The organism is Pseudomonas sp. BJa5 (genome assembly GCF_030272875.2).
Classification (GTDB): Bacteria; Pseudomonadota; Gammaproteobacteria; order Pseudomonadales; family Pseudomonadaceae; genus Aquipseudomonas.
In genome coordinates this window covers 30,642-52,894 of sequence record NZ_JALRNG020000018.1, presented here as the reverse complement: position 1 = coordinate 52,894, position 22,253 = coordinate 30,642, and the positions used below count along the sequence as shown (strand labels likewise).

The window sequence follows — 22,253 nt, the reverse complement described above, 5'->3', positions numbered from 1 at the left end:
GGAGCCTGCGATGAGGACAAATACTTTCGTTATTGCTTCGGCGGCTTGCTGGCATCCATTCCGAACCACTTCTGCGACAGCGCGCTCAGCCGGCCATCGGCCTTGATCCGTTGCAGGGCCTTGTCCACGGCGCTCTGGAACGCCGGGTTACCTTTCTGGAAGGGAATCGCCAGGCTCAGGACCGGGCCGACGGTGGCGCCCTTGGTCACTGCTTGCTGGCTGTCACGAATGGCATAGGGCACCAGCAGGCGGTCGCTGATGGCGGCATCGATCTGGTCGTTGGCCACATCCTTGATCGGCTGTGTGGCATCCGGGTAGCTGCGCAGGTCCACCCCTTCGACCACACGCGCCTGTTCGGCGAACTGGCTGCCCTGGGCCACGCCCAGGCTGTGGCCCTTGAGTGCATCGAGGGTGCTCAGGGGGCGCTTTTCTTCCTTGCGCACGATCAGCTGGGCACTGGAATAGCCGTAGGGTTCGCTGAAATCCAGGCGTTCCTTGAGCTGCGGCGTCACCGCGACGTGGTTCAGGGCAATGTCGTACTTGCCGCTTTCGACACCCGTCAGCAGATCGCCGTCCTGTACGACGACGAAGTCGGCACGCACATCCAGCTCATTGGCCAGCATGTGGCCCAGCTCGATTTCGAAACCGGCCAGCTTGTCATTTTCCTTGAAGTTGAACGGCGCCATGTTGGCTTCGACGGCAATGCGCAGTTCACCACGGTCGTTCATGTCATCGATCAGTTCGGCCTGTGCCCATGGGCTGAGCAGGGCGGCTAGCAGTACCCCAATGGTGAAACGCATCTACGCCCCTTGAATGTATTGGCAGTGAAGAAGATCGCCGTGGCTTTTTGATGATGCCACGGTCGAGCGCAACTTAGGACCGCAACGGGCCCAGGAGGTTTGCTGCATGGAGAAATTATTTCCGTTGGCAATCCTGAACACGTTTTGACTCAATTGTTCTATGGTTACAAACCATTGCCTTTCGTTTCAATGGCAAGGTTATTGAAGTTTTGAAGAAGTAAATCACAGGAGAAGTGAATGAGAAGCCTAGTTTCGCGTGCTGCCGTTGCCGGCCTGCTGATGGGAGTTTCGGTATTTGCCGTCGCCGCAGAAGGCATCAAGAGCCAGGAGCCGCCGAAAGACGCCAAGGTCTTCATCGTTTCCCCGGCCGATGGCGCGACGGTCGACAAGACCTTCACCGTCAAGTTCGGCATCGAGGGCATGGAGCTCAAGCCAGCGGGTGACCTGACCCCGCACACCGGTCACCACCACTTGCTGGTGGATGTCGACGAGGAACCGGCTGCCGACCAGGCGTTGTCGACCAGCGCACTGCCGGCAGACAAGGCGCCGCTGCCGGCCGGTCCGCAAATCCTGCACTTCGGCAAGGCCCAGACCGAAGTCGAACTGACCCTGACCCCGGGCAAGCACACCCTGCAACTGCTGCTGGGTGACAAGTCCCACGTGCCGTTCAAGCCGAGCGTTGAATCGCAGAAGATCACCGTTACCGTCAAGTAACGGCTGAAAGCATCGCGGGGCAAGTCCGCTCCTACAGGAGCGGGCTTGCCCCGCGATTATTTGTCGCCTGGAAAACTTAGAACAGGACGCGGGAGCGAATGGTGCCCTTGACCTGTTGCAGTTTTTCTTGCGCCAGATCCGAGTACTCGGCGTCAACGTCGATGACTACGTAACCGACTTTCTCGTTGGTCTGCAGGAACTGACCGGAGATGTTGATCGCGTTTTCGGCGAAGACTTTGTTGATCTCGCTGAGTACGCCCGGAATGTTTTCGTGGATGTGCAGCAGACGGTGCTTGCCCGGGTGCGCCGGCAGGGCCACTTCAGGGAAGTTGACCGAAGACACCGAAGTACCGTTGTCGCTGTACTTGACCAGCTTCTCGGCCACTTCCAGACCGATGTTGGCCTGGGCTTCGGCGGTAGAGCCGCCGATGTGCGGGGTCAGGATCACGTTGTCCAGGCCACGCAGCGGGCTTTCGAACTGCTCGTCGTTGGAGCGCGGCTCGACCGGGAACACGTCGATGGCGGCGCCGATCAGGTGCTTGTCCTTGATCGCAGCAGCCAGGTGATCCAGCTCGACCACAGTGCCACGGGCGGCGTTGATCAGGATCGAGCCCTTCTTCATCGCGCGGATTTCCTTCTCGCCGATCATCCACTGGGTGGACGGCAGCTCAGGCACATGCAGCGAGACGATGTCGGCCAGGCCCAGCAGTTCGTGCAGGCTGGTGACCTGGGTGGCGTTGCCCAGCGGCAGCTTGGTCAGCGGGTCGAAGAAGAACACCTGCATGCCCAGGCTTTCGGCCAGGACCGACAGTTGGGTACCGATCGAGCCGTAGCCGACGATGCCCAGCTTCTTGCCGCGGATTTCGAAGGAGTTGGCCGCGCTCTTGATCCAGCCACCACGGTGGCAGGAGGCGTTTTTCTCTGGGATGCCACGCAGCAGCAGGATGGCTTCGGCCAGCACCAGCTCGGCGACGGAGCGGGTGTTGGAGTAAGGCGCATTGAACACGGCGATGCCGCGTTCGCGGGCAGCGTCCAGATCGACCTGGTTGGTACCGATGCAGAAACAGCCGACAGCGACCAGTTTCTTGGCGCAGTCGAAAACCTCTTCGGTCAGTTGGGTGCGCGAGCGGATGCCGATGAAGTGGGCATCAGCGATCTTTTCCTTCAGCTCGGCGTCCGGCAGGGAACCGGTGAGGTACTCGATGTTGGTGTACCCGGCGGCCTTGAGGACGTCCACGGCGGATTGGTGGACGCCTTCGAGAAGAAGGAACTTGATCTTGCTCTTATCGAGAGAAGTCTTGCTCATCTGCGTAAACCTGTGTCCCGGAGAAAAATGGCAGGGAAGTGAAGCTCTCGCAGCATCGGCCTTAAGCACGATCAGCGGGGGGCGTATGCTAGCATAGGCGCCCTCGGAAACGCCCGTCCCTGGCACGTGAAGAGTGCTCAGGGTGACTATGAATAGTTCGAGAGTTCTGTCGATGACCAATTCTGCGTTGCTTGATGAGCTGATGACCCTGGTTGAGCCCGGCAAGATGCTGACCGACGCAGCGTCCCTTGAGGCATACGGCAAGGACTGGACCAAGCATTTCGCCCCGGCGCCGCAGGCCATTGTGTTTCCCAAGAGCATCGAACAGGTCCAGGCCATCGTGCGCTGGGCCAACCGGCACAAGGTCGCCCTGGTGCCATCGGGCGGACGAACGGGGCTCTCGGCGGCCGCCGTGGCGGCCAACGGCGAAGTGGTCGTGGCCTTCGACTACATGAACCAGATCCTGGCGTTCAATGAATTCGACCGCAGCGTGGTGTGCCAGCCAGGTGTGGTGACCGAGCAACTGCAGAACTTTGCCGCCGACAAGGGCCTGTACTACCCGGTGGATTTCGCCTCCGCGGGTTCCAGCCAGATTGGCGGCAATATCGGCACCAATGCCGGCGGTATCAAGGTCATTCGCTACGGCATGACCCGCAATTGGGTGGCTGGCCTGAAGGTCGTCACCGGCAAGGGCGACCTGCTGGAGCTGAACAAGGACCTGATCAAGAACGCCACCGGTTACGACCTGCGCCAGCTGTTCATCGGTGCCGAGGGCACCTTGGGCTTCGTGGTCGAGGCGACCATGCGCCTGGACCGGGCGCCGAACAACCTGACCGCGATGGTGCTGGGCACGCCGGATTTCGACTCGATCATGCCGGTGTTGCACGCTTTTCGCGACAAACTCGACCTGACTGCCTTCGAATTCCTGTCCGACAAGGCCCTGGCCAAGGTGCTGGGCCGTGGCGATGTGCCCGCGCCGTTCGCAACCGACTGCCCGTTCTATGCCTTGCTGGAGTTCGAAGCCAGCAGCGAAGAGGTCAGCAACGAAGCGCTGGCCACCTTCGAGCACTGCGTGGAGCAGGGTTGGGTGCTGGACGGGGTGATGAGCCAGAGCGAACAGCAACTGCAGAACCTGTGGAAGCTGCGCGAGTACATCTCCGAGACCATCTCGCACTGGACACCGTATAAAAACGATATCTCGGTGACTGTGTCGAAAGTTCCGGATTTCTTGCGGGATATCGATGCGATCGTCGAAGAAAACTACCCGGATTTCGAAGTGGTCTGGTATGGCCACATCGGCGATGGCAACCTGCACCTGAACATTCTCAAGCCCGATGCCTTGAGCAAGGACGAGTTCTTCGCCAAGTGCGCTACGGTGAACAAATGGGTGTTCGAGACGGTGCAGAAGTACAACGGCTCGATTTCCGCCGAGCATGGCGTGGGCATGACCAAGCGTGACTACCTCACCTACAGCCGGTCGCCTGCGGAAATCGAGTACATGAAAGCGGTGAAGGCGGTGTTCGATCCGAACGGGATCATGAACCCGGGCAAGATCTTCGCCGTCGACTGAGTTTTGAGCACAAGAGCTTCCAATAGCGCCAGGAGTCGGTAATGAGCTATCAGCACCAGTATGTAGACGGCACGCGTATTCACTTTCCCCTGGGCAAGGTGGTGTGCATCGGGCGCAACTATGCCGAACACGCCAAGGAACTGGACAACCCGATCCCGACCGAGCCGCTGCTGTTCATCAAGCCGGGCAGCTGCGTGGTGCCGTTGGACGGCGGCTTCAAGATCCCGACCGAGCGTGGCGCTGTGCACTACGAGGCGGAAATCGCCGTGTTGCTGGGCAAGTCGCTGTCTCCGGCGCCGAGCGAGGAAGAGGTGCTCGATGCCATTTCCGGCTTCGCCCCGGCCCTGGACCTGACCCTGCGTGACCTGCAGGCCCAGCTCAAGGACAAGGGTCTGCCCTGGGAGCGCGCCAAGTGCTTCGATGGCGCTTGCGTGCTGGCGCCGTTCGTCGCCGGCAGCACCTATGAAGACCTGACCGATATCGGCATTCGCCTGACCATCAACGGCGAGGTGCGCCAGGACGGCAACAGTGCCCTGATGCTCAACCCGATCGTGCCGATGATCCAGCACATGGCTTCGCAGTTCACCCTGCAGGCGGGCGATGTGATCCTGACCGGCACGCCGGTCGGCGTCGGCCCGCTCAATCCGGGCGATGAGCTGGTACTGGAGCTGCCGGGTGTCAGCCGTTTCGAGAGCACAGTCTTGTAGCGCTCTACTGGCAGCCAGCGCTGCTGGCTGCCATTTCCCGGGTGGCTTTTGTCATTTTTTTCACAAACAATCTGGATAATGCCCGCGGACCTGGCTCTGCGAACGCGCCGGTAATGTGTTATTAACTGGCAAAAAAAGAGCATAAATCCATGGCCACTCCCGTTCCGTCCAACTCTTCCGTGCCGCCTGTGCGCAAGCGTGGTCTCGCCTTGCGCTGGTCCACCTGGCTCGCGACTGCGGCCGTCATCGGCTACGGCGTAGCGGTTGCGATGCACTGGGACGACCGCGGTGTGCTGTGGGTGAAGGAGCGTTTCGAGAGCAAGATCGAGCAGCAGGCCAGCATCTGGCTGCCCGACTACCAGGTCGATATCGATGCCAAGGTGCTGCCTGGAATGGAAGACGATGAAGCTTCCGATCTGTCCTACAACCCCGTGAGCAAGACCCTGTTCGCGGTCATGGGCAAGAATCCTTTCCTGGTCGAGCTCAACCTCGACGGCGATGTGCTGCGCAAGCTGCCGCTGGTCGGCTGGAGCAACCCTGAGGGCGTGGCCGTGCTGGAAGGCGGGCGCCTGGCGATCGTCGACGAGCGTGATCACACGCTGACCATCGTGACCCTCACTGCTGATACCCAGTCGCTGAACATCACCGACTTCCCCCGGTACGACCTGGGCCCGTCGGAGAACCAGAACAAGGCGTTCGAAGCCGTGGCCTGGGATCCGAAGCAAAAGCGCATCCTGGTTGGCGAAGAGCGTCCACCGGCCTTGTTCAGCCTGAGCAGCGATGGCCAGAGCCCGTTGACCGGCGACAAGCAGCGGCTGCCCAATGACGAACTGGACCTGCGCAACCTGTCGGCCCTGGGGGTAGACCCGCGTACCGGGCACCTGCTGGTGCTGTCGGCCGACTCCAACCTGCTGCTGGAGCTGGACGAGAATGGCGAGCAGGTCAGCTTCATGACCTTGCTGGGCAGCTTCAACGGCCTGAACAAGCGCATCCCGCGTGCCGAGGGTGTGGCCATGGACGAGCAGGGCACCCTGTACATCGTCAGTGAGCCGAACCTGTTCTATCGTTTCAAGAAACCCTGATCAAGAATTCAGAGTGTTCCCACGTCAGGATTAAGCTTGGCTTCAGTTGAATGTGGTTTGATTCAGGCCGTCATCTACCGAGTCCCTCCTGAATGCGCCGCTATGTTCGCCTGCCCCTGATTGCCCTGGCTGTCAGCCTGATTGCCCTGCTCGTGCTTGCCGTGGCCGGGCAACACTACCGCTTGTACGAGCGCGGCTGGTTCAACCTCAAGACCTGGTGGCAGCCATCCGAACAGAGCATGGGCCTTGACCAGTACCGTGTGGTGCTGGAGGCAAAGCCTATCGAAGGCCTTGATGACGACCTTTCCGCGCTGACCTTCGATCCCGACCGCAACAGTCTGTTTACCGTGACCAACGCGCGCTCGGAGCTGATCGAGCTGTCCCTGGACGGTCGTATCCTGCGGCGGGTGCCCCTTACCGGCTTCGGCGATCCCGAGGCGATGGAGTACGTCAGCCCTGGCAGCTATGTGATCACCGACGAGCGCGAGCAGCGGTTGATTCGTGTGCGCCTCACCGACAACACACGCTTTCTCGACGCCAAGGACGCCGAGCAGCTGACCCTGGGCATCGGCCTGAACGGCAACAAGGGTTTCGAAGGGCTGGCCTTCGACTCGGCGGGCAAGCGCCTGTTCGTCGCCAAGGAGCGCGACCCGATGTTGATCTACGAGGTGCATGGCTTTCCCCATGACAACCCGGAGCAACCTTACGCGGTGCATGTAGTGCAGGACCGCAAGCGCGATTCACGCTTGTTCGTGCGTGACCTGTCGAGTTTGCAGTTCGATGAGCGCAGCGGCCATTTGCTGGCGCTGTCGGATGAGTCGAAGCTGGTGGTGGAGCTCGACACCAAGGGCAGGCCCTTGAGCACGCTGTCGCTGCGCAAGGGCTTCCAGGGGCTGGAGAAGAGCGTGCCCCAGGCCGAGGGCATCGCCATGGACGATGCCGGGACCATCTACCTGGTCAGCGAGCCGAACCTGTTCTACGTGTTCAGGAAGCCGACCGAATAGGTCCCTTATCGCCGGCTACGCCAGCTCCCACAAGGTTGCCGTTGTGGGAGCCGGCATAGCCGGCGATAGGGCAAGCATCATGCCTTGAGGGTTTTCACGCCTTCCGCGGTGCCCAGCAGCAGCAAGTCGGCCGGACGCGCCGCGAACAGGCCGTTGGTGACCACGCCGACGATGGCATTGATCTGGCTTTCCAGTTCCACCGGGTTGGTGATCTGCAGGTTGTGCACGTCGAGGATGATGTTGCCGTTGTCGGTAATCACGCCCTCGCGATAGACCGGGTCGCCGCCCAGCTTGACCAGCTGGCGCGCCACATGGCTGCGGGCCATGGGGATCACTTCGACTGGCAGCGGGAAGGCGCCCAGCACCGGCACCAGCTTGCTGGCATCGGCGATGCAGATGAAGGTCTTGGCCACGGCGGCGACGATCTTCTCGCGGGTCAGGGCGGCGCCACCGCCCTTGATCAGGTTCAGGTGCGCGTCGCTTTCGTCGGCACCGTCGACATAGAACTCCAGCTCGCTGACGGTGTTCAGCTCATAGACCGGAATGCCGTGGCCCTTCAGGCGTGCAGCGGTGGCTTCGGAGCTGGCGACCGCGCCGTCGAAGGCGGTCTTGTGCTTGGCCAGGGCGTCGATGAAGCAGTTGGCGGTCGAACCGGTGCCGACGCCGACGATGCTCTTGTCGTCGAGCTTGGGCAGAATGAAATCGACAGCGGCCTGGGCGACAGCCTGTTTGAGTTGGTCCTGGGTCATGCGGGCTCCGAAGCGGGAGGAGTATCGTGAAGGCGCGTAGTATAGCGGCTAAAAGCCGGGTCTTGCTGTGGTCGCCCGACAGGGCGCTGGGGTAGACTGCCAGGCCCGCCCAACCGCCCAGTGATGCTTTCCCGATGCTCGAACAGTACGTCAAGAAGATCCTCACCTCGCGCGTTTACGACGTTGCGGTCGAAACCCCGCTGCAGACCGCCGGCCAGTTGAGCAAGCGCCTGGGCAACAACATCCTGCTCAAGCGCGAGGACCTGCAGCCGGTCTTCTCGTTCAAGATCCGTGGCGCCTACAACAAGCTGGCGCAGCTGACGGCCGAAGAGCTGGCCCGTGGCGTGGTCACCGCCTCGGCCGGCAACCATGCCCAGGGCGTGGCCCTGGCGGCACGGGAACTGGGGATCAAGGCGACCATCGTGATGCCCAAGACCACCCCGGAGATCAAGGTCGAAGGTGTGCGTTCGCGCGGCGGCAAGGTGGTGCTGCACGGCGACTCCTTCCCCGAGGCGCTGGCCTATTCGCTGAAACTGGTCGAGGAAAAGGGCTTCGTCTATATCCATCCCTACGACGATCCGCACACCATTGCCGGGCAGGGCACCGTGGCCATGGAGATCCTGCGCCAGCACCCGGGCCAGCTGGATGCGATCTTCGTTCCGGTCGGTGGCGGCGGGCTGATCGCCGGGATTGCCGCCTACGTCAAATACCTGCGCCCGGAAATCAAGGTAATTGGCGTCGAGCCGGATGACTCCAATTGTCTGCAGGCGGCCATGGCCGCGGGCGAACGGGTGGTGCTGCCGCAGGTCGGGCTGTTTGCCGACGGCGTGGCGGTGGCGCAGATCGGCCAGCATACCTTCGACATCTGCAAGACCTATGTCGATGAGGTGGTGACCGTCAGTACCGATGAAATCTGTGCCGCCATCAAGGATATCTACGACGATACCCGCTCGATCACCGAACCTGCCGGCGCCCTGGGCGTGGCGGGCATCAAGAAGTACGTCGAGCTCAGGGGTGTCGGCGGCCAGACCCTGGTGGCCATCGACTCCGGCGCCAACGTCAACTTCGACCGCCTGCGCCATGTCGCCGAGCGGGCCGAACTGGGCGAAGGTCGCGAAGCGATCATTGCCGTGACCATTCCCGAGCAGCCGGGCAGCTTCAAGGCGTTCTGCGAAGCCATCGGCAAGCGTCAGATCACCGAGTTCAACTATCGCTACCACGCTGACGGCGAGGCACACATCTTCGTCGGCGTGCAGACCCACCCGGACACCGACCCGCGCAGCGCCCTGGTGCAGGGCCTGACCGAGAAGGGCTTCCCGGTGCTGGACCTGACCGACAACGAACTGGCCAAGCTGCACATCCGCCACATGGTCGGCGGCCACGCGGCGCGGGTCAGCGACGAGCTGGTGCTGCGCTTCGAGTTTCCCGAGCGTCCGGGCGCGCTGTTCAACTTCCTCAACAAGCTGGGCGGGCGCTGGAACATCTCGATGTTCCATTACCGCAACCACGGTGCGGCCGATGGTCGCGTGGTCGCCGGCCTGCAGGTTCCGGATGATGAGCGCCACCTGGTGCCGGCGGCCCTGGCCAAGATCGGCTATCCCTACTGGGACGAAACCGACAACCCGGCGTACCGCTTGTTCCTGGGCTGAGCGGCTAAGCTCAGTCCAGTCCCCAAGGAAGCAATGACATGGAATACCTGACCACGCTCAAAACCCTGCACATCCTGGCTACCGTGCTGTTGCTCGGCAGTGCCCTGGGCCTTGCAGTCTGGACCTGGCTGGCGCGGCGCAAGGGCGATGCCAGCGCGCACACCCGACTGATGAAGCGGCCGCTGGTGTTCGTCTGGTTGTTGATGGGGGTGAGCCTGGTGAGCATGCCGTTCACCGGCTGGTGGCTGGTGCACCTGATCGGCTGGCCGCTGGGCCAGACCTGGGTGCTGGCCTCCAGCGTGATCTACACCTTCGGCGCGTTCAGCTGGTTCTGGCTGGCGGCGCGGGTCAATCGCCTGCGCACGGCGCCGACGCAGGGTAACCCGAAGTTCACCCTGGCCCTGGCGGTGTTCAGCGGTGTGTGCTTTATCGCCATTGCCGGGCTGATGGGCGCCAAGCCGGTCTGACGGGCATCATTGAACTGCTCTTGTAGGAGCGGGCTTGCCCCGCGATAGCGGTCTGTCTGACACGCCGCGATCGCGGGGCAAGCCCGCTCCCACAGGGGCAATCAATCGCGCAGGCTGATCACCGGCCAGCCACGCTTCTCGGCTTCGGCACGCAGGTTCGGGTCCGGATCGACGGCGACAGGATTGGCCACCTGCTCCAGCAGCGGCAGGTCATTCATCGAATCGCTATAGAAGTAGCTGTCTTCCAGGTTGAAGTGGTTTTCTTCCAGCCAGTTGTTCAGGCGCGTCACCTTGCCTTCACGGAAGCAATGTATACCGGTACTGCGACCGGTATAGCGGCCGTCGACCATTTCGCATTCGGTGGCCAGGAGGGTTTCGACCCCCAGGCGCTTGGCGATGGGGCCGGTAATGAAACGGTTGGTCGCGGTGATGATCACCAGCTTGTCGCCGGCATCGCGGTGCTTTTGCAGCAGGGCCAGGGCCTTGGGCTGGACAATCGGCTCGACGCAGTCGCGCATGAAGTCGCGATGCCATTCGTCGAGCTGGGCCATTTCGGTGTTGGCCAGGATTTCCAGGGTGAATTCCAGGTAGGCGTTCAGGTCCAGCTTGCCGGCCAGGTAGTCCTGGTAGAACTCGTCGTTGCGGTTCTTGTAGGCCACCGGGTCGAGAATGCCGCGTTCGCACAGGTAGTCACCCCAGGCGTGGTCGCTGTCGCCGCCAAGGAGGGTATTGTCCAGATCGAATAAAGCCAGGCGCATTGCAGTCACTCGCATAACATCTGAAAAGTCCCACAGAATACGGACTTTTCACATCGGTGCACATAAGGTAAACAGGCGCGTTGCTGGCCTTGTGACCTTTATGGAACAATGCCGTGACATGCGTTTGCGAGGTTGCTGCCGTGATCGACCCCGATGGTTTTCGCCCCAATGTCGGGATCATTCTGACGAATGATCTTGGGCAGGTGCTATGGGCTCGACGGATCAACCAGGATGCCTGGCAGTTTCCACAAGGGGGTATCAACCCCGAAGAGACGCCGGAAGATGCCCTGTACCGCGAGCTGAACGAAGAAGTGGGGCTGGAGCGCGATGATGTTGAAATTCTTGCCTGCACCCGCGGCTGGTTGCGTTATCGTTTACCCCAACGCCTGGTCCGTACCCACAGCCAACCGCTGTGCATCGGCCAGAAGCAGAAATGGTTTCTCCTGCGCCTGGTCTCCAACGAGCAGCGGGTGCGGATGGACCTGACCGGCAAGCCGGAGTTCGATGGCTGGCGCTGGGTCAGTTATTGGTACCCGCTGGGCCAGGTGGTGACATTCAAGCGCGAGGTTTACCGCCGCGCTCTCAAAGAGCTTGCCCCGCGCCTGCTGGCGCGCGACTGACGACGGAGTTCGACCCCGAGCCATGCTCAATACGCTGCGCAAGATCGTCCAGGAAGTTAACTCCGCCAAGGATCTCAAGACGGCGTTGGGGATCATTGTGTTGCGCGTCAAAGAGGCCATGGGCAGCCAGGTCTGCTCGGTGTACCTGCTCGACCCCGAGACCAACCGTTTCGTCCTGATGGCCACCGAGGGCCTGAACAAACGCTCGATCGGCAAGGTCAGCATGGCCCCCAACGAGGGTCTGGTCGGCCTGGTCGGTACCCGCGAAGAACCGCTGAACCTGGAAAACGCCGCCGACCACCCGCGCTATCGCTACTTCGCCGAAACCGGTGAAGAGCGTTTCGCCTCGTTCCTCGGCGCGCCGATCATCCACCACCGGCGTGTGGTCGGGGTACTGGTCATCCAGCAGAAGGAGCGGCGCCAGTTCGACGAAGGCGAGGAAGCCTTCCTGGTGACCATGAGCGCCCAGCTGGCCGGCGTTATCGCCCATGCCGAGGCCACAGGTTCGATTCGTGGCCTGGGCCGTCAGGGCAAGGGTATCCAGGAGGCCAAGTTCGTCGGCGTACCCGGTTCGCCCGGCGCAGCGGTAGGCAAGGCGGTGGTCATGCTGCCACCGGCCGACCTCGACGTGGTGCCGGACAAGAGCGTCGATGACATCGACGCCGAGCTCAAACTGTTCAACACCGCCCTGGAAGGGGTGCGCGACGACATGCGCAACCTCTCCGCCAAGCTCGCCACCCAGTTGCGCCCGGAAGAGCGCGCGCTGTTCGACGTCTACCTGATGATGCTCGACGACGCCGCCCTGGGCGGTGAAGTGGTGCAGGTGATCAAGACTGGCCAGTGGGCCCAGGGCGCCTTGCGCCAGGTGGTGGGCGAGCACGTCAACCGCTTCGAGCTGATGGACGACGCCTACCTGCGCGAGCGGGCCTCGGATGTGAAGGACCTGGGCCGGCGCCTGCTGGCCTATCTGCAGGAGGCCCGGCAGCAGACCCTGGTGTATCCGGACAACACCATCCTGGTCAGCGAGGAGCTGACCCCGGCCATGCTCGGCGAAGTGCCGGAAGGCAAGCTGGCGGGCCTGGTGTCGGTACTCGGCTCAGGCAACTCCCACGTAGCGATCCTGGCCCGGGCCATGGGCATCCCCACGGTGATGGGCCTGGTCGACCTGCCGTACTCGAAGGTCGACGGCATCGAAATGATCGTCGATGGCTACAAGGGCGACGTCTACACCAACCCCAGCGATGTAATGCGCAAGCAGTACGCCGAGGTGGTCGAGGAGGAGCGCCAGCTGGCCCAGGGCCTGGATGCGCTGCGCGAACTGCCGTGCATCACCCTCGATGGCCACCGCATGCCGCTGTGGGTCAACACCGGCCTGCTGGCCGATGTCGCCCGCGCCCAGCAGCGTGGCGCCGAAGGTGTGGGGCTGTACCGCACCGAAGTACCGTTCATGATCAACCAGCGCTTCCCCAGCGAGAAGGAACAGCTGGCGATCTACCGCGAGCAGCTGGCGGCCTTCCACCCCCTGCCGGTGACCATGCGCAGCCTGGACATCGGCGGCGACAAGGCGCTGTCGTATTTCCCGATCAAGGAAGACAACCCCTTCCTTGGCTGGCGCGGTATCCGCGTGACCCTCGACCACCCGGAAATCTTCCTGGTGCAGACCCGTGCCATGCTCAAGGCCAGCGAAGGCCTGAACAACCTGCGCATCCTGCTGCCGATGATTTCCGGTATCCACGAGCTGGAAGAAGCCCTGCACCTGATCCACCGGGCCTGGGGCGAAGTGCGCGACGAAGGCACCGACGTGCCGATGCCGCCGGTAGGGGTGATGATCGAAATCCCGGCCGCGGTGTACCAGACCCGCGAGCTGGCCCGCCAGGTGGACTTCCTCTCGGTCGGCTCCAACGACCTGACCCAGTACCTGCTGGCGGTGGACCGCAACAACCCGCGGGTCGCCGACCTCTACGACTACCTGCACCCGGCGGTGCTGCAAGCCTTGCAGACCGTGGTGCGCGACGCCCATGCCGAAGGCAAGCCGGTGAGTATCTGCGGCGAGATGGCCGGTGACCCGGCGGCGGCGGTGCTGCTCATGGCCATGGGCTTCGACAGCTTGTCGATGAACGCCACCAACCTGCCGAAGGTGAAATGGATGCTGCGCCAGGTGAGCCTGGGCAAATCCAAGGAACTGCTGGACCAGGCCATGGGCATCGACAACCCGCAAGTTATCCACAGTTCGCTGCAACTGGCCCTGAAGAACCTGGGGCTGGCACGGATGATCAACCCGGGGTCCAAGAACCTGTAGGAGCGGGCTTGCCCCGCGATGACGTCAAACCTGCAGGTCCACTTCCCCCAGATGCCCCCCGAACGGCCCGAAACTGCGCTCGACCAGCCGCCGCCGACCGTCGGCCTCGACGATCAGCACCGTGCTGGCCCGCGTCCCGTAGTTCTGGCTGGCGATGAACACGCTCGACAGCAACCGCTCGGTACTCAGCCCCACGCCGGTTTCCGGCAGCTCGCCATCCGCCGCTTGCAGGTTATCGCCCAGTAGCGCCAGCAATCTGTCCGGTTGCGGATCGGCCAGGTGCTGCTTGAGCCCGGCACGGGCCTTCACCAGCTTTGGCCAGGGCGTATCCAGCCCGGCATTGGACAGCCCGTAGACACCTTCGCCCAGCAGCTGCGCACCCGCATTGCGGGCGTTCAGGTAGCCCAGCTGGCGGCTGTCGCCCACCAGCAGGTTGAACCCCGAATACTGCTGGCTGCGACTGGCCACCTGGTCGAGATAGGCCTCCACGCCCAGTTCACCGCGCAGGAACGCCGCCACCAGCTCGCCGCGCGAACGCGCGCCCACCGGCTGCTGCGGGTCGCGGATATTGGTCAGTGCGGCAAAGCGGCCTTGCGGGCCGACGCCCAGCCAGGTGCCGCCGGCTTCCAGGTCGCGCCCGGCGTAGACGCCCGGGGCATCGTCCCAGGCCGCGAGCATACGGCTGGGGCGGGCATAGAACTCATCGCGGTTGGCCGCGACGATCAGCGGCTGGGCATGCCCGGGCCGCCAGGCAAAGACGATCAGGCACATAGGTGGGCCTCTGTGTTTTCGCCCACTCTACCAAAGCGTGCCGGCCGATCCATCGACTTAATGTGTCTTCACTAGAGCCGCAGGCCTACCTTCCGTTACCATGCCGGACTGAATTTACGGGGGCGACAATGGAATTCGTGCTCTATCTGCTGCTGGGCGCCTGTGCAGGCGTGCTGGCCGGGCTGTTCGGGGTTGGCGGTGGCATCATCATCGTGCCGGTGCTGGTGTTCAGTTTCACCGTGCAGGGCTTCGATGCCTCGGTATTGACCCACCTGGCGGTGGGAACGTCCCTGGCGACCATTGTCTTCACCTCGGTCAATGCCATCCGCGAGCACCACCGCAAGGGTGCGGTGCAGTGGCCGATCTTCGTCTGGATGACGCTGGGCATCCTGGTCGGTGCCGGCATCGGCGCCAAGACCGCCTCGGCGATCCAGGGGCCGATGCTGCAGAAGATCATCGGCGTGTTCGCCCTGATCATCGCCGTGCAGATGGCCCTGGACCTCAAGCCCAAGGCCAGCCGCAGCATACCCGGCAAAACCGGGCTGACCGCTGCCGGTAGCGTGATCGGCTGGGCGTCGGCGATCTTCGGCATCGGTGGTGGTTCGCTGACCGTGCCGTTCCTGACCTGGCGCAGCCTGCCGATGCAGCAGGCGGTGGCCACGTCCTCGGCCTGCGGCTTCCCGATTGCGGTGGCCAGCGCCCTGAGTTTCATCTGGCTGGGCTGGCACGACCCGCACCTGCCGGCGCATAGCCTGGGCTTCGTGTACCTGCCCGCGCTGCTGGGGATTGCCCTGACCAGCATGTTTTTTGCCCGCTTCGGCGCGCGCCTGGCGCACACCTTGTCGCCACGCCTGCTCAAGCGCCTGTTCGCCGCGCTGTTGTTCTGCGTCGGCCTAAGCTTTCTGCTTTAACGAGAGGAGTCACCATGCTGCCTTACCCGCAGATCGATCCCGTGGCCATTGCCCTGGGACCGTTGAAAATCCATTGGTATGGCCTGATGTACCTGGTCGGTATCGGCGGTGCCTGGCTGCTGGCCTCGCGGCGCCTGGAGCGCTTCGATCCGACCTGGACCCGGGAGAAGCTGTCCGACCTGGTGTTCTGGTTGTCGATGGGGGTGATCGTCGGCGGACGCCTGGGTTATGTACTGTTCTATGACCTGCACGCCTACCTGGCCAACCCGGCGCTGATCTTCGAAGTGTGGAAGGGCGGCATGTCGTTCCACGGCGGCTTCATCGGCGTGATGCTGGCAGCGCTGTGGTTCGGCAAGCGCAACAACAAGTCGTTCTTCGAGCTGATGGACTTCGTCGCGCCGCTGGTGCCGATCGGCCTGGGCGCCGGGCGCATCGGCAACTTCATCAACGCCGAACTGTGGGGCAAGGCCACCGACGTGCCCTGGGCCATGGTCTTTCCGCCGTTCAGCGATCCGGCCCAGTTGCCGCGTCATCCGTCGCAGCTGTACCAGTTCGCCCTGGAAGGTGTGGCATTATTCCTGATTCTCTGGCTGTACTCGCGCAAGCCCCGTCCGACCATGGCCATCTCCGGGATGTTCGCCCTGTTCTACGGTATCTTCCGCTTCATCGTCGAATTCGTACGGGTGCCGGACGCCCAGCTGGGTTACATCGCCTTCGGCTGGCTGACCATGGGCCAGCTGCTGTGCGTGCCGATGATCCTCGGCGGCATCGGCCTGATCTGGTGGGCCTACCACCGCACACCGACGGCCAAGGCCGCCGCTTGATTTCCACGGCAGGGGCGATCCCCCTGCCGTCTTTGTTACAGGTAAGCCATGAAACAGTATCTCGATCTGGTCCGCGACGTTATCGAAAACGGCACCCTGCAGGGCAACCGTACCGGTATCCGCACCATCAGCCTGCCCGGCGCCATGCTGCGCTTCGACCTGCAGAAAGGCTTTCCGGCCATCACCACGCGCAAGCTGGCGTTCAAGTCGGCGATCGGCGAGATGGTCGGCTTTTTGCGCGGGGTGAAGAACGCCGGTGAATTCCGCGAGCTGGGCTGCAAGGTCTGGGACCAGAACGCCAACGAAAACGCCCAGTGGCTGGCCAACCCGTTCCGCCAGGGGCATGACGACCTCGGCGAGATCTACGGCGTGCAGTGGCGCCAGTGGCCGGGTTACAAGCGCATCCCGCTGAGCAACCCGGCGGCCATCGAAATGGCCGAAAAACAAGGCTTTCGCAAGATCGCCCAGGACGAGGAAGACGGCCAGGCCTTCGTCATCCTGTACAAGGCCATCGACCAGGTGCGCCAGTGCCTGGACACCATCGCCAACGACCCGGGCAGCCGGCGCATCCTGTTCCACGGCTGGAACTGCGCCCAGCTCGACGAAATGGCCCTACCGCCGTGCCACCTGCTGTACCAGTTCCACCCGAATGTCGAGACCAGGGAAATCTCCCTGACCCTCTACATCCGCTCCAACGATCTGGGCCTGGGCACACCGTTCAACCTCACCGAAGGCGCGGCGCTGCTGTCGCTGTTCGGCCGCCTGACCGGCTACACGCCGCGCTGGTTCACCTATTTCATCGGTGACGCGCATGTCTACGAGAACCACCTGGACATGCTTAACGAGCAGCTCAAGCGTGAGCCGCTGGAAGCGCCGAAGCTGGTGATCAGTGACCGGGTGCCGGACTTCGCCAAGACCGGCAAGTACGAGCCGGAGTGGCTGGAGAAGATCGAGCCGAGCGACTTCAGCCTCGAAGGCTACGAGCACCACGCGCCGATGACCGCGCCCATGGCGGTCTGAATTACGCGGTGGGAGCGGGCTTGCCCCGCGATAGCGGTTAGCCGGTCACACCGCATCGCGGGGCAAGCCCGCTCCTACAGCTCAGTGCCCGTGGCTCCTGCCCACATGCGAAGGCTCCGCCTCCGGCGCCGTCACCGCACCGTTCACTTCCAGATGCTGCAGGATCGAGCACTGCACCTCCTTGAGGTGGCAGTGCTGGCGCAGTTCCAGCAGTTGCGCCTGCAAGGCCTGTAAACCATCGATTCGCGCCTGTACGTGCTCGATATGCTCGTCGATCAGGGCGTTGACACTCTCGCACTGGTCCTCCGGGCTGTCGCGCAGGCGCAGCAGGCTGCGGATTTCATCCAGGGTCATGTCCAGGGTGCGGCAGTTGCGGATGAAGGTCAGGCGCTCGACGTGGGCCTGGGTGTACAGCCGGTAGTTGCCCTCGCTGCGCGCAGGTTCCGGCAGCAGGCCTTCGCGCTCGTAGTAGCGGATGGTTTCCACGGCGCAGTCGGTGGCCTTGGCCAGTTCTCCGATCTTCATCTGCAAATACCTCGACAGGTGGCTTGACCCTATAGTGGCTACAGGGTGTTCACTTGGCAACAGGACATTTAGGGATGAACCCATGAACCAGCCTGTCAGCCATACCCCGGGTAACGAACCCCACGATCATGACCACGGCCATGCCCACGCCCACAGTTGCTGCGCCCACGACACAGCACCGGCCCTGGTGCAGTTGACTGAAGCGCGCAGCGGCAATGCGCGCCTGAGCCGTTTTCGCATCGAGGCCATGGACTGCCCGACCGAGCAGACCCTGATCCAGAACAAGCTGGGCAAACTGGCGGGCGTCGAGCAGCTGGAATTCAACCTGATCAACCGCATCCTCGGCGTGCACCATACCCACGCCGACACCCGGGTCATCGAGCAGGCCGTGGCCTCGCTGGGCATGCAGGCCGAGCCCTTGAGCGAGGCCAGCGAAGAATCCCTCCCAACGCCCACTCCTGCGAAAAAACACTGGTGGCCGCTGGCCCTGGCGGGCGTTGCCGCCGTGGCTGCCGAGGTCATTCACTTCGCCGCGCTGGCGCCGGAGTGGGTGGTGGCGATGGTAGCCCTGGTGTCGATCCTCGGGTGCGGGCTGGGTACCTACAAGAAGGGCTGGATCGCCCTGAAGAACCGCAACCTCAATATCAATGCGCTGATGAGCATCGCCGTGACCGGTGCGGTGCTGATCGGCCAGTGGCCGGAAGCGGCCATGGTCATGTTCCTCTTCACCGTGGCTGAGCTGATCGAGGCGCGTTCGCTGGACCGTGCGCGCAACGCCATCGGTGGCCTGATGCAGTTGAGCCCGGACCTGGCCACGGTGCAGCAGGCCGACGGCCAGTGGCGCGAGATCGACGTCAGGCAGGTCGCCCTCGGCGCCCTGGTGCGGGTACGCCCGGGCGAACGTATCGGCCTGGACGGCGAGGTGGTCAGTGGCCAGTCGAGCATCGACCAGGCGCCGATCACCGGCGAGAGCCTGCCGGTGGAGAAGGGCCCGGGCGACAAGGTATTCGCCGGCACCATCAACCAGGCCGGCGCCCTGGAATACCGGGTGACGGCCGCGGCCGGGCAGTCGACCCTGGCGCGGATCATCAAGGCGGTGGAAGAGGCCCAGGGCGCGCGGGCGCCGACCCAGCGCTTCGTCGATCAGTTCTCGCGCATCTACACCCCGGCGGTGTTCGCCTTTGCCCTGGCGGTGGCAGTGATTCCACCGCTGTTCATGGGCGGTGCCTGGTTCGACTGGATCTATCGCGCCCTGGTGTTGCTGGTGGTGGCCTGCCCGTGCGCCCTGGTGATTTCCACCCCGGTGACCATTGTCAGCGGCCTGGCCGCGGCGGCGCGCAAAGGCATCCTGGTCAAGGGCGGGGTGTACCTCGAAGGCGGGCGCAAACTCGACTTCCTGGCCCTGGACAAGACCGGTACCCTCACCCACGGCAAGCCGGTGCAGACCGACCATGTGGTCCTCGAACCGCTGTTCGAAGGCCGCGCCCAGGCCCTGGCCGCGAGCCTGGCCGAGCGCTCCGATCACCCGGTGTCGCGCGCCATTGCCGTGTTCGCCGGTGAGCAGCAACTGGCCCTGAGCGAAGTCACGGCGTTCGAAGCCCTGGCCGGTCGCGGCGTACGCGGTGAAATCGACGGTCAGCTGTACCACCTGGGCAACCATCGCCTGGTCGAAGAACTGGGCCTGTGCTCGCCCGAGCTTGAGGCCCGGCTCGATGAACTGGAGCGTCAGGGCAAGACCGTGGTGCTGCTGCTCGACAGTTCCGGCCCGCTGGCGCTGTTCGCCGTGGCCGACACGGTCAAGGACAGCAGCCGCGAGGCGATTGCCGAGCTGCATGCGCTGGGTATCAAGACTGTCATGCTCACCGGCGACAATCCGCACACGGCCCAGGCCATCGCCGCCCAGGTGGGTATCGACCAGGCCCGGGGCAACCTGCTGCCGGCCGACAAACTCAACACCATCGAAGACCTGTACGCCCAGGGTCACCGGGTCGGCATGGTGGGCGACGGCATCAACGACGCGCCGGCATTGGCCCGTGCCGAGATCGGTTTCGCCATGGCCGCCGCCGGTACCGACACCGCCATCGAGACGGCCGACGTGGCGCTGATGGATGATGACTTGCGCAAAATCCCGGCCTTCGTCAGGCTCTCGCGCCAGAGTGCGGCGATCCTGACCCAGAACATCGTGCTGGCGCTGGGGATCAAGGCGATCTTCCTGGCGATCACCTTCGCCGGGATGGCAACCATGTGGATGGCGGTGTTCGCCGACATGGGCGTGAGCTTGCTGGTGGTCTTCAACGGCCTGCGCCTGCTGCGAAAATAGAGGATGTATGTTGAGTTCCGAGTTGAAAGCCTTCTACATGGTTGCCCGCCTGGGCAGCATCACCCTGGCGGCGAAGAAACTCGGGCTCAGCCAGCCGACGGTCACCACCCAGATCCGCAACCTGGAAAGCCAGTACGCGGTGGAGCTGTTCTACCGGGGTGGCCGGCGCCTGACCTTGAGCGACGACGGCGCGCGGCTGCTGCCGATGGTCAAGACCCTGCTGCAGCAGGAAGCCGACATCGAGTTCTTCCTGCGCAACAGCGGCCAGGCCCAGGGCAGTTTGCGCATCGCCGCCACGGCGCCGTATTACATCCTCGACCTGGTGAAGATCTTTCGCGAGCGCCTGCCGCAGGTGGAGGTGTCGGTGGAGATCGGCAACTCCCAGCAGGTGCTGGAGTTGCTGGAGGACTACCGGGTGGACCTGGCCGCGTCCTCGCAGCTGCTTGAAGACGCCCGCCTGGTGCGCCGGGTGCTGGGTACCGATCCGCTGGTGGTGGCAGTGCATCGCAATCATCCGTTGGCCAATCGTGAGTGCTTGCCGCTGTCGGCACTGGCCGGGCATTGCCTGCTCGTGCGCGAGCAGGGTTCGACCACACGCAAGCTGACCGAGCAGATGCTCGAGCAGGCCGGGGTCAAGGTCGGCTCTATCCTGGAGATCGGCAGCCGCGAGTCGATTCGCGAAGCGGTGTTGCGCAACATCGGCATCAGCATCATTGCCCGCCATGAAGTGCCGCATAACCCTGAGCTGCGGGTATTGAGCCTGGAGAATGCGCCGCTGATGCATGAGTACCTGTATTGCCTGAAGGAGCGGCGCCAGGCGCGCTTGCCAGCAGCCTTCCTGGGCCTGGCGCAGGAAGTGGCGGCGGTCGAAATCTAACCAGCCGTACCGCAGGCTTCGCCAGCTCCCACAAGGGTTCCACCTGCACCGTCCCCTGTGGGAGCAGGCGAAGCCTGCGATGCAAGGCGCAGCCTTGCCAACCCCGACCACACCCAAATCTGCCTATACCACTATCGGCAGCTTTTGCTTTCCAGCCACAGAACCTTCGCAATGCCTCCCTAGCATGACCTGCATCCGCTCGATGAGGTCTTGCCATGAACACTCCGGTCGCAAACCCAGGCGCACAGATGAAGGTGCGCGGTATCCACAAGCGTTTCGGCGCCTTCACCGCCCTGCAGGATGTCTCCCTCGACATCGCCGCCGGTGAACTGGTGTGCCTGCTCGGCCCGTCCGGTTGCGGCAAGACCACGCTGCTGCGCTGCATCGCCGGCCTCGAGCGCCAGGACCGTGGCACCCTCTACATTGGCGAGCGCGACATTTCCGAACTGCCGCCCCAGGCCCGCGACTACGGCATCCTGTTCCAGTCCTATGCGCTGTTTCCCAACCTGACCGTGGAGGCCAACATCGCCTACGGCCTGGCAGGCAGCGGTCGCGACGAAGTGCGCCAGCGCGTGGCGCAGATGCTCGAACTGGTTGGCCTCTCCGGCAGCGAGAAGAAATACCCCGGCCAGCTCTCCGGTGGTCAACAGCAGCGCGTGGCCCTGGCCCGCGCCCTGGCACCGGCACCCTCGCTGCTGCTGCTCGACGAGCCGATGTCGGCCCTCGATGCCCGGGTTCGCGAGCACCTGTGCACCGAGTTGCGCCAGTTGCAGCGCCAGCTGGGCATCACCACCCTGATGGTGACCCACAACCAGGACGAAGCCATGCTCATGGCCGACCGCATCGCGGTGATGAACAATGGCCAGGTTGAGCAGTACGCCACGCCCCAGGAGATCTACGACAAGCCGGCCACGCCCTTCGTCGCCGAGTTCGTCGGCCAGGGCAACTGGCTGCCATTCCAGCGTCACAGCGACAGCCATGCCCAGGTCGGAGCCTTGAACATGCGCCTGGCCGAAGGTGCCGGCGGGGCCCGCAGCGGTCGTCTGTTCTGCCGTCCCGAGTCAATCAGCGTCAACCCGCCGGTACATGAGGAGAACCTGTTCCCGGCACGGGTGCGGGAGATCACCTTCCTGGGCAACCGCTGCCGGATGAGCTTCGAGTTCAACGAACTGCCGGGCCATGCCCTGCTCGCCGAAGTGGCCCCCGAATCCATGCCGCGCCTGGGCTCCCAGGACATCTGGGTGGCCCTGCCGCCGCGCAGCCTGCAGGTGTTTGCCTGA

General features: G+C 63.5%; 21 protein-coding genes. 15 read left to right on the top strand and 6 right to left on the bottom strand.

All coding sequences use genetic code 11. The features are described from left to right. Window positions 1-29 precede the first annotated feature (29 nt). The gene (locus tag M2D63_RS12615) at window positions 30-800 is read right to left on the bottom strand and encodes a transporter substrate-binding domain-containing protein (protein ID WP_285863254.1); all 771 of its coding nucleotides are present in this window, start codon (window positions 798-800) and stop codon (window positions 30-32) included. 237 nt (window positions 801-1,037) lie between these two features. On the opposite strand from M2D63_RS12615, the gene M2D63_RS12610 reads away from it, so the two are divergent. Further along, complete coding sequence (locus M2D63_RS12610) at window positions 1,038-1,514, top strand: DUF4399 domain-containing protein (protein ID WP_285863253.1); 477 nt, start codon at window positions 1,038-1,040, stop codon at window positions 1,512-1,514. A 76-nt stretch (window positions 1,515-1,590) separates the two neighbouring features. On the opposite strand, the gene serA is transcribed toward M2D63_RS12610, so the two are convergent. Next, window positions 1,591-2,820, bottom strand: a complete 1,230-nt coding sequence (gene serA / locus M2D63_RS12605; protein WP_285863252.1) for a phosphoglycerate dehydrogenase — start codon at window positions 2,818-2,820, stop codon at window positions 1,591-1,593. A gap of 172 nt (window positions 2,821-2,992) precedes the next feature. On the opposite strand from serA, the gene M2D63_RS12600 reads away from it, so the two are divergent. The 4 genes from M2D63_RS12600 to M2D63_RS12585 all read left to right on the top strand — a co-directional run bounded on the left by M2D63_RS12600 (window position 2,993) and on the right by M2D63_RS12585 (window position 7,183). After that, window positions 2,993-4,390 carry an FAD-binding oxidoreductase gene (locus M2D63_RS12600; protein WP_285863251.1) on the top strand — a complete coding sequence of 466 codons (1,398 nt, stop codon included), beginning with the start codon at window positions 2,993-2,995 and terminating at the stop codon, window positions 4,388-4,390. Between the two features lie 41 nt (window positions 4,391-4,431). Continuing rightward, window positions 4,432-5,097: a fumarylacetoacetate hydrolase family protein gene (locus tag M2D63_RS12595; protein ID WP_285863250.1), complete on the top strand. Its 666-nt coding sequence runs from the start codon at window positions 4,432-4,434 to the stop codon at window positions 5,095-5,097. A 149-nt stretch (window positions 5,098-5,246) separates the two neighbouring features. Beyond that, the gene (locus M2D63_RS12590) at window positions 5,247-6,179 is read left to right on the top strand and encodes an SdiA-regulated domain-containing protein (RefSeq protein WP_285863249.1); all 933 of its coding nucleotides are present in this window, start codon (window positions 5,247-5,249) and stop codon (window positions 6,177-6,179) included. Between the two features lie 92 nt (window positions 6,180-6,271). Beyond that, a complete protein-coding gene (locus M2D63_RS12585; RefSeq protein ID WP_285863248.1) occupies window positions 6,272-7,183 on the top strand; it encodes an SdiA-regulated domain-containing protein in 912 nt (303 codons plus the stop codon). A 77-nt stretch (window positions 7,184-7,260) separates the two neighbouring features. Here M2D63_RS12585 and rpiA read toward each other — a convergent pair whose 3' ends face one another. Then, window positions 7,261-7,932, bottom strand: coding sequence for a ribose-5-phosphate isomerase RpiA (rpiA, locus tag M2D63_RS12580; RefSeq protein WP_285863247.1), 672 nt, complete (start codon window positions 7,930-7,932; stop codon window positions 7,261-7,263). 134 nt (window positions 7,933-8,066) lie between these two features. On the opposite strand from rpiA, the gene ilvA reads away from it, so the two are divergent. Together ilvA and M2D63_RS12570 are read left to right on the top strand one after the other, a co-directional pair. Beyond that, window positions 8,067-9,581 carry a threonine ammonia-lyase, biosynthetic gene (ilvA, locus tag M2D63_RS12575; RefSeq protein ID WP_285863246.1) on the top strand — a complete coding sequence of 505 codons (1,515 nt, stop codon included), beginning with the start codon at window positions 8,067-8,069 and terminating at the stop codon, window positions 9,579-9,581. A gap of 38 nt (window positions 9,582-9,619) precedes the next feature. Next, entirely contained in the window at window positions 9,620-10,048 is a 429-nt protein-coding gene (locus M2D63_RS12570) for a DUF2269 domain-containing protein (protein ID WP_285863245.1), read from the top strand. A 101-nt stretch (window positions 10,049-10,149) separates the two neighbouring features. Here the strand turns inward: M2D63_RS12570 and M2D63_RS12565 are convergent, their stop codons facing one another. After that, complete coding sequence (locus tag M2D63_RS12565; RefSeq protein ID WP_285863244.1) at window positions 10,150-10,806, bottom strand: HAD family phosphatase; 657 nt, start codon at window positions 10,804-10,806, stop codon at window positions 10,150-10,152. A gap of 140 nt (window positions 10,807-10,946) precedes the next feature. Here M2D63_RS12565 and M2D63_RS12560 point away from each other — a divergent pair, with 140 nt between their 5' ends. Continuing rightward, on the top strand, window positions 10,947-11,426 hold the full coding sequence (locus M2D63_RS12560; RefSeq protein ID WP_010222140.1) for an RNA pyrophosphohydrolase: 480 nt from the start codon (window positions 10,947-10,949) through the stop codon (window positions 11,424-11,426). A gap of 22 nt (window positions 11,427-11,448) precedes the next feature. Beyond that, the gene (ptsP, locus tag M2D63_RS12555) at window positions 11,449-13,725 is read left to right on the top strand and encodes a phosphoenolpyruvate--protein phosphotransferase (protein WP_285863243.1); all 2,277 of its coding nucleotides are present in this window, start codon (window positions 11,449-11,451) and stop codon (window positions 13,723-13,725) included. A gap of 24 nt (window positions 13,726-13,749) precedes the next feature. On the opposite strand, the gene M2D63_RS12550 is transcribed toward ptsP, so the two are convergent. Continuing rightward, window positions 13,750-14,496 (bottom strand): NRDE family protein, encoded by a 747-nt coding sequence (locus M2D63_RS12550; protein WP_285863242.1) that lies wholly within the window; start codon window positions 14,494-14,496, stop codon window positions 13,750-13,752. 128 nt (window positions 14,497-14,624) lie between these two features. Between M2D63_RS12550 and M2D63_RS12545 the strand changes: the two genes are divergently transcribed. From M2D63_RS12545 to M2D63_RS12535, 3 genes are read left to right on the top strand one after another with little or no spacing between them, the layout of a single operon-like run. Beyond that, entirely contained in the window at window positions 14,625-15,407 is a 783-nt protein-coding gene (locus tag M2D63_RS12545; RefSeq protein ID WP_285863241.1) for a sulfite exporter TauE/SafE family protein, read from the top strand. Window positions 15,408-15,421: 14 nt separating this feature from the next. Next, window positions 15,422-16,231, top strand: coding sequence for a prolipoprotein diacylglyceryl transferase (lgt, locus tag M2D63_RS12540; protein ID WP_285863240.1), 810 nt, complete (start codon window positions 15,422-15,424; stop codon window positions 16,229-16,231). Window positions 16,232-16,279: 48 nt separating this feature from the next. After that, the gene (locus M2D63_RS12535; protein ID WP_285863239.1) at window positions 16,280-17,251 is read left to right on the top strand and encodes a thymidylate synthase; all 972 of its coding nucleotides are present in this window, start codon (window positions 16,280-16,282) and stop codon (window positions 17,249-17,251) included. An 81-nt stretch (window positions 17,252-17,332) separates the two neighbouring features. Here M2D63_RS12535 and cadR read toward each other — a convergent pair whose 3' ends face one another. Further along, entirely contained in the window at window positions 17,333-17,776 is a 444-nt protein-coding gene (gene cadR, locus M2D63_RS12530; RefSeq protein ID WP_285863238.1) for a Cd(II)/Pb(II)-responsive transcriptional regulator, read from the bottom strand. An 82-nt stretch (window positions 17,777-17,858) separates the two neighbouring features. On the opposite strand from cadR, the gene M2D63_RS12525 reads away from it, so the two are divergent. The 3 genes from M2D63_RS12525 (at window position 17,859) to M2D63_RS12515 (ending at window position 22,253) form a co-directional block, all read left to right on the top strand. After that, window positions 17,859-20,096 carry a heavy metal translocating P-type ATPase gene (locus M2D63_RS12525; RefSeq protein WP_285863237.1) on the top strand — a complete coding sequence of 746 codons (2,238 nt, stop codon included), beginning with the start codon at window positions 17,859-17,861 and terminating at the stop codon, window positions 20,094-20,096. Window positions 20,097-20,103: 7 nt separating this feature from the next. Then, window positions 20,104-20,973, top strand: coding sequence for a LysR family transcriptional regulator (locus tag M2D63_RS12520; protein WP_285863236.1), 870 nt, complete (start codon window positions 20,104-20,106; stop codon window positions 20,971-20,973). 215 nt (window positions 20,974-21,188) lie between these two features. Continuing rightward, a complete protein-coding gene (locus tag M2D63_RS12515; protein ID WP_285863235.1) occupies window positions 21,189-22,253 on the top strand; it encodes a putative 2-aminoethylphosphonate ABC transporter ATP-binding protein in 1,065 nt (354 codons plus the stop codon).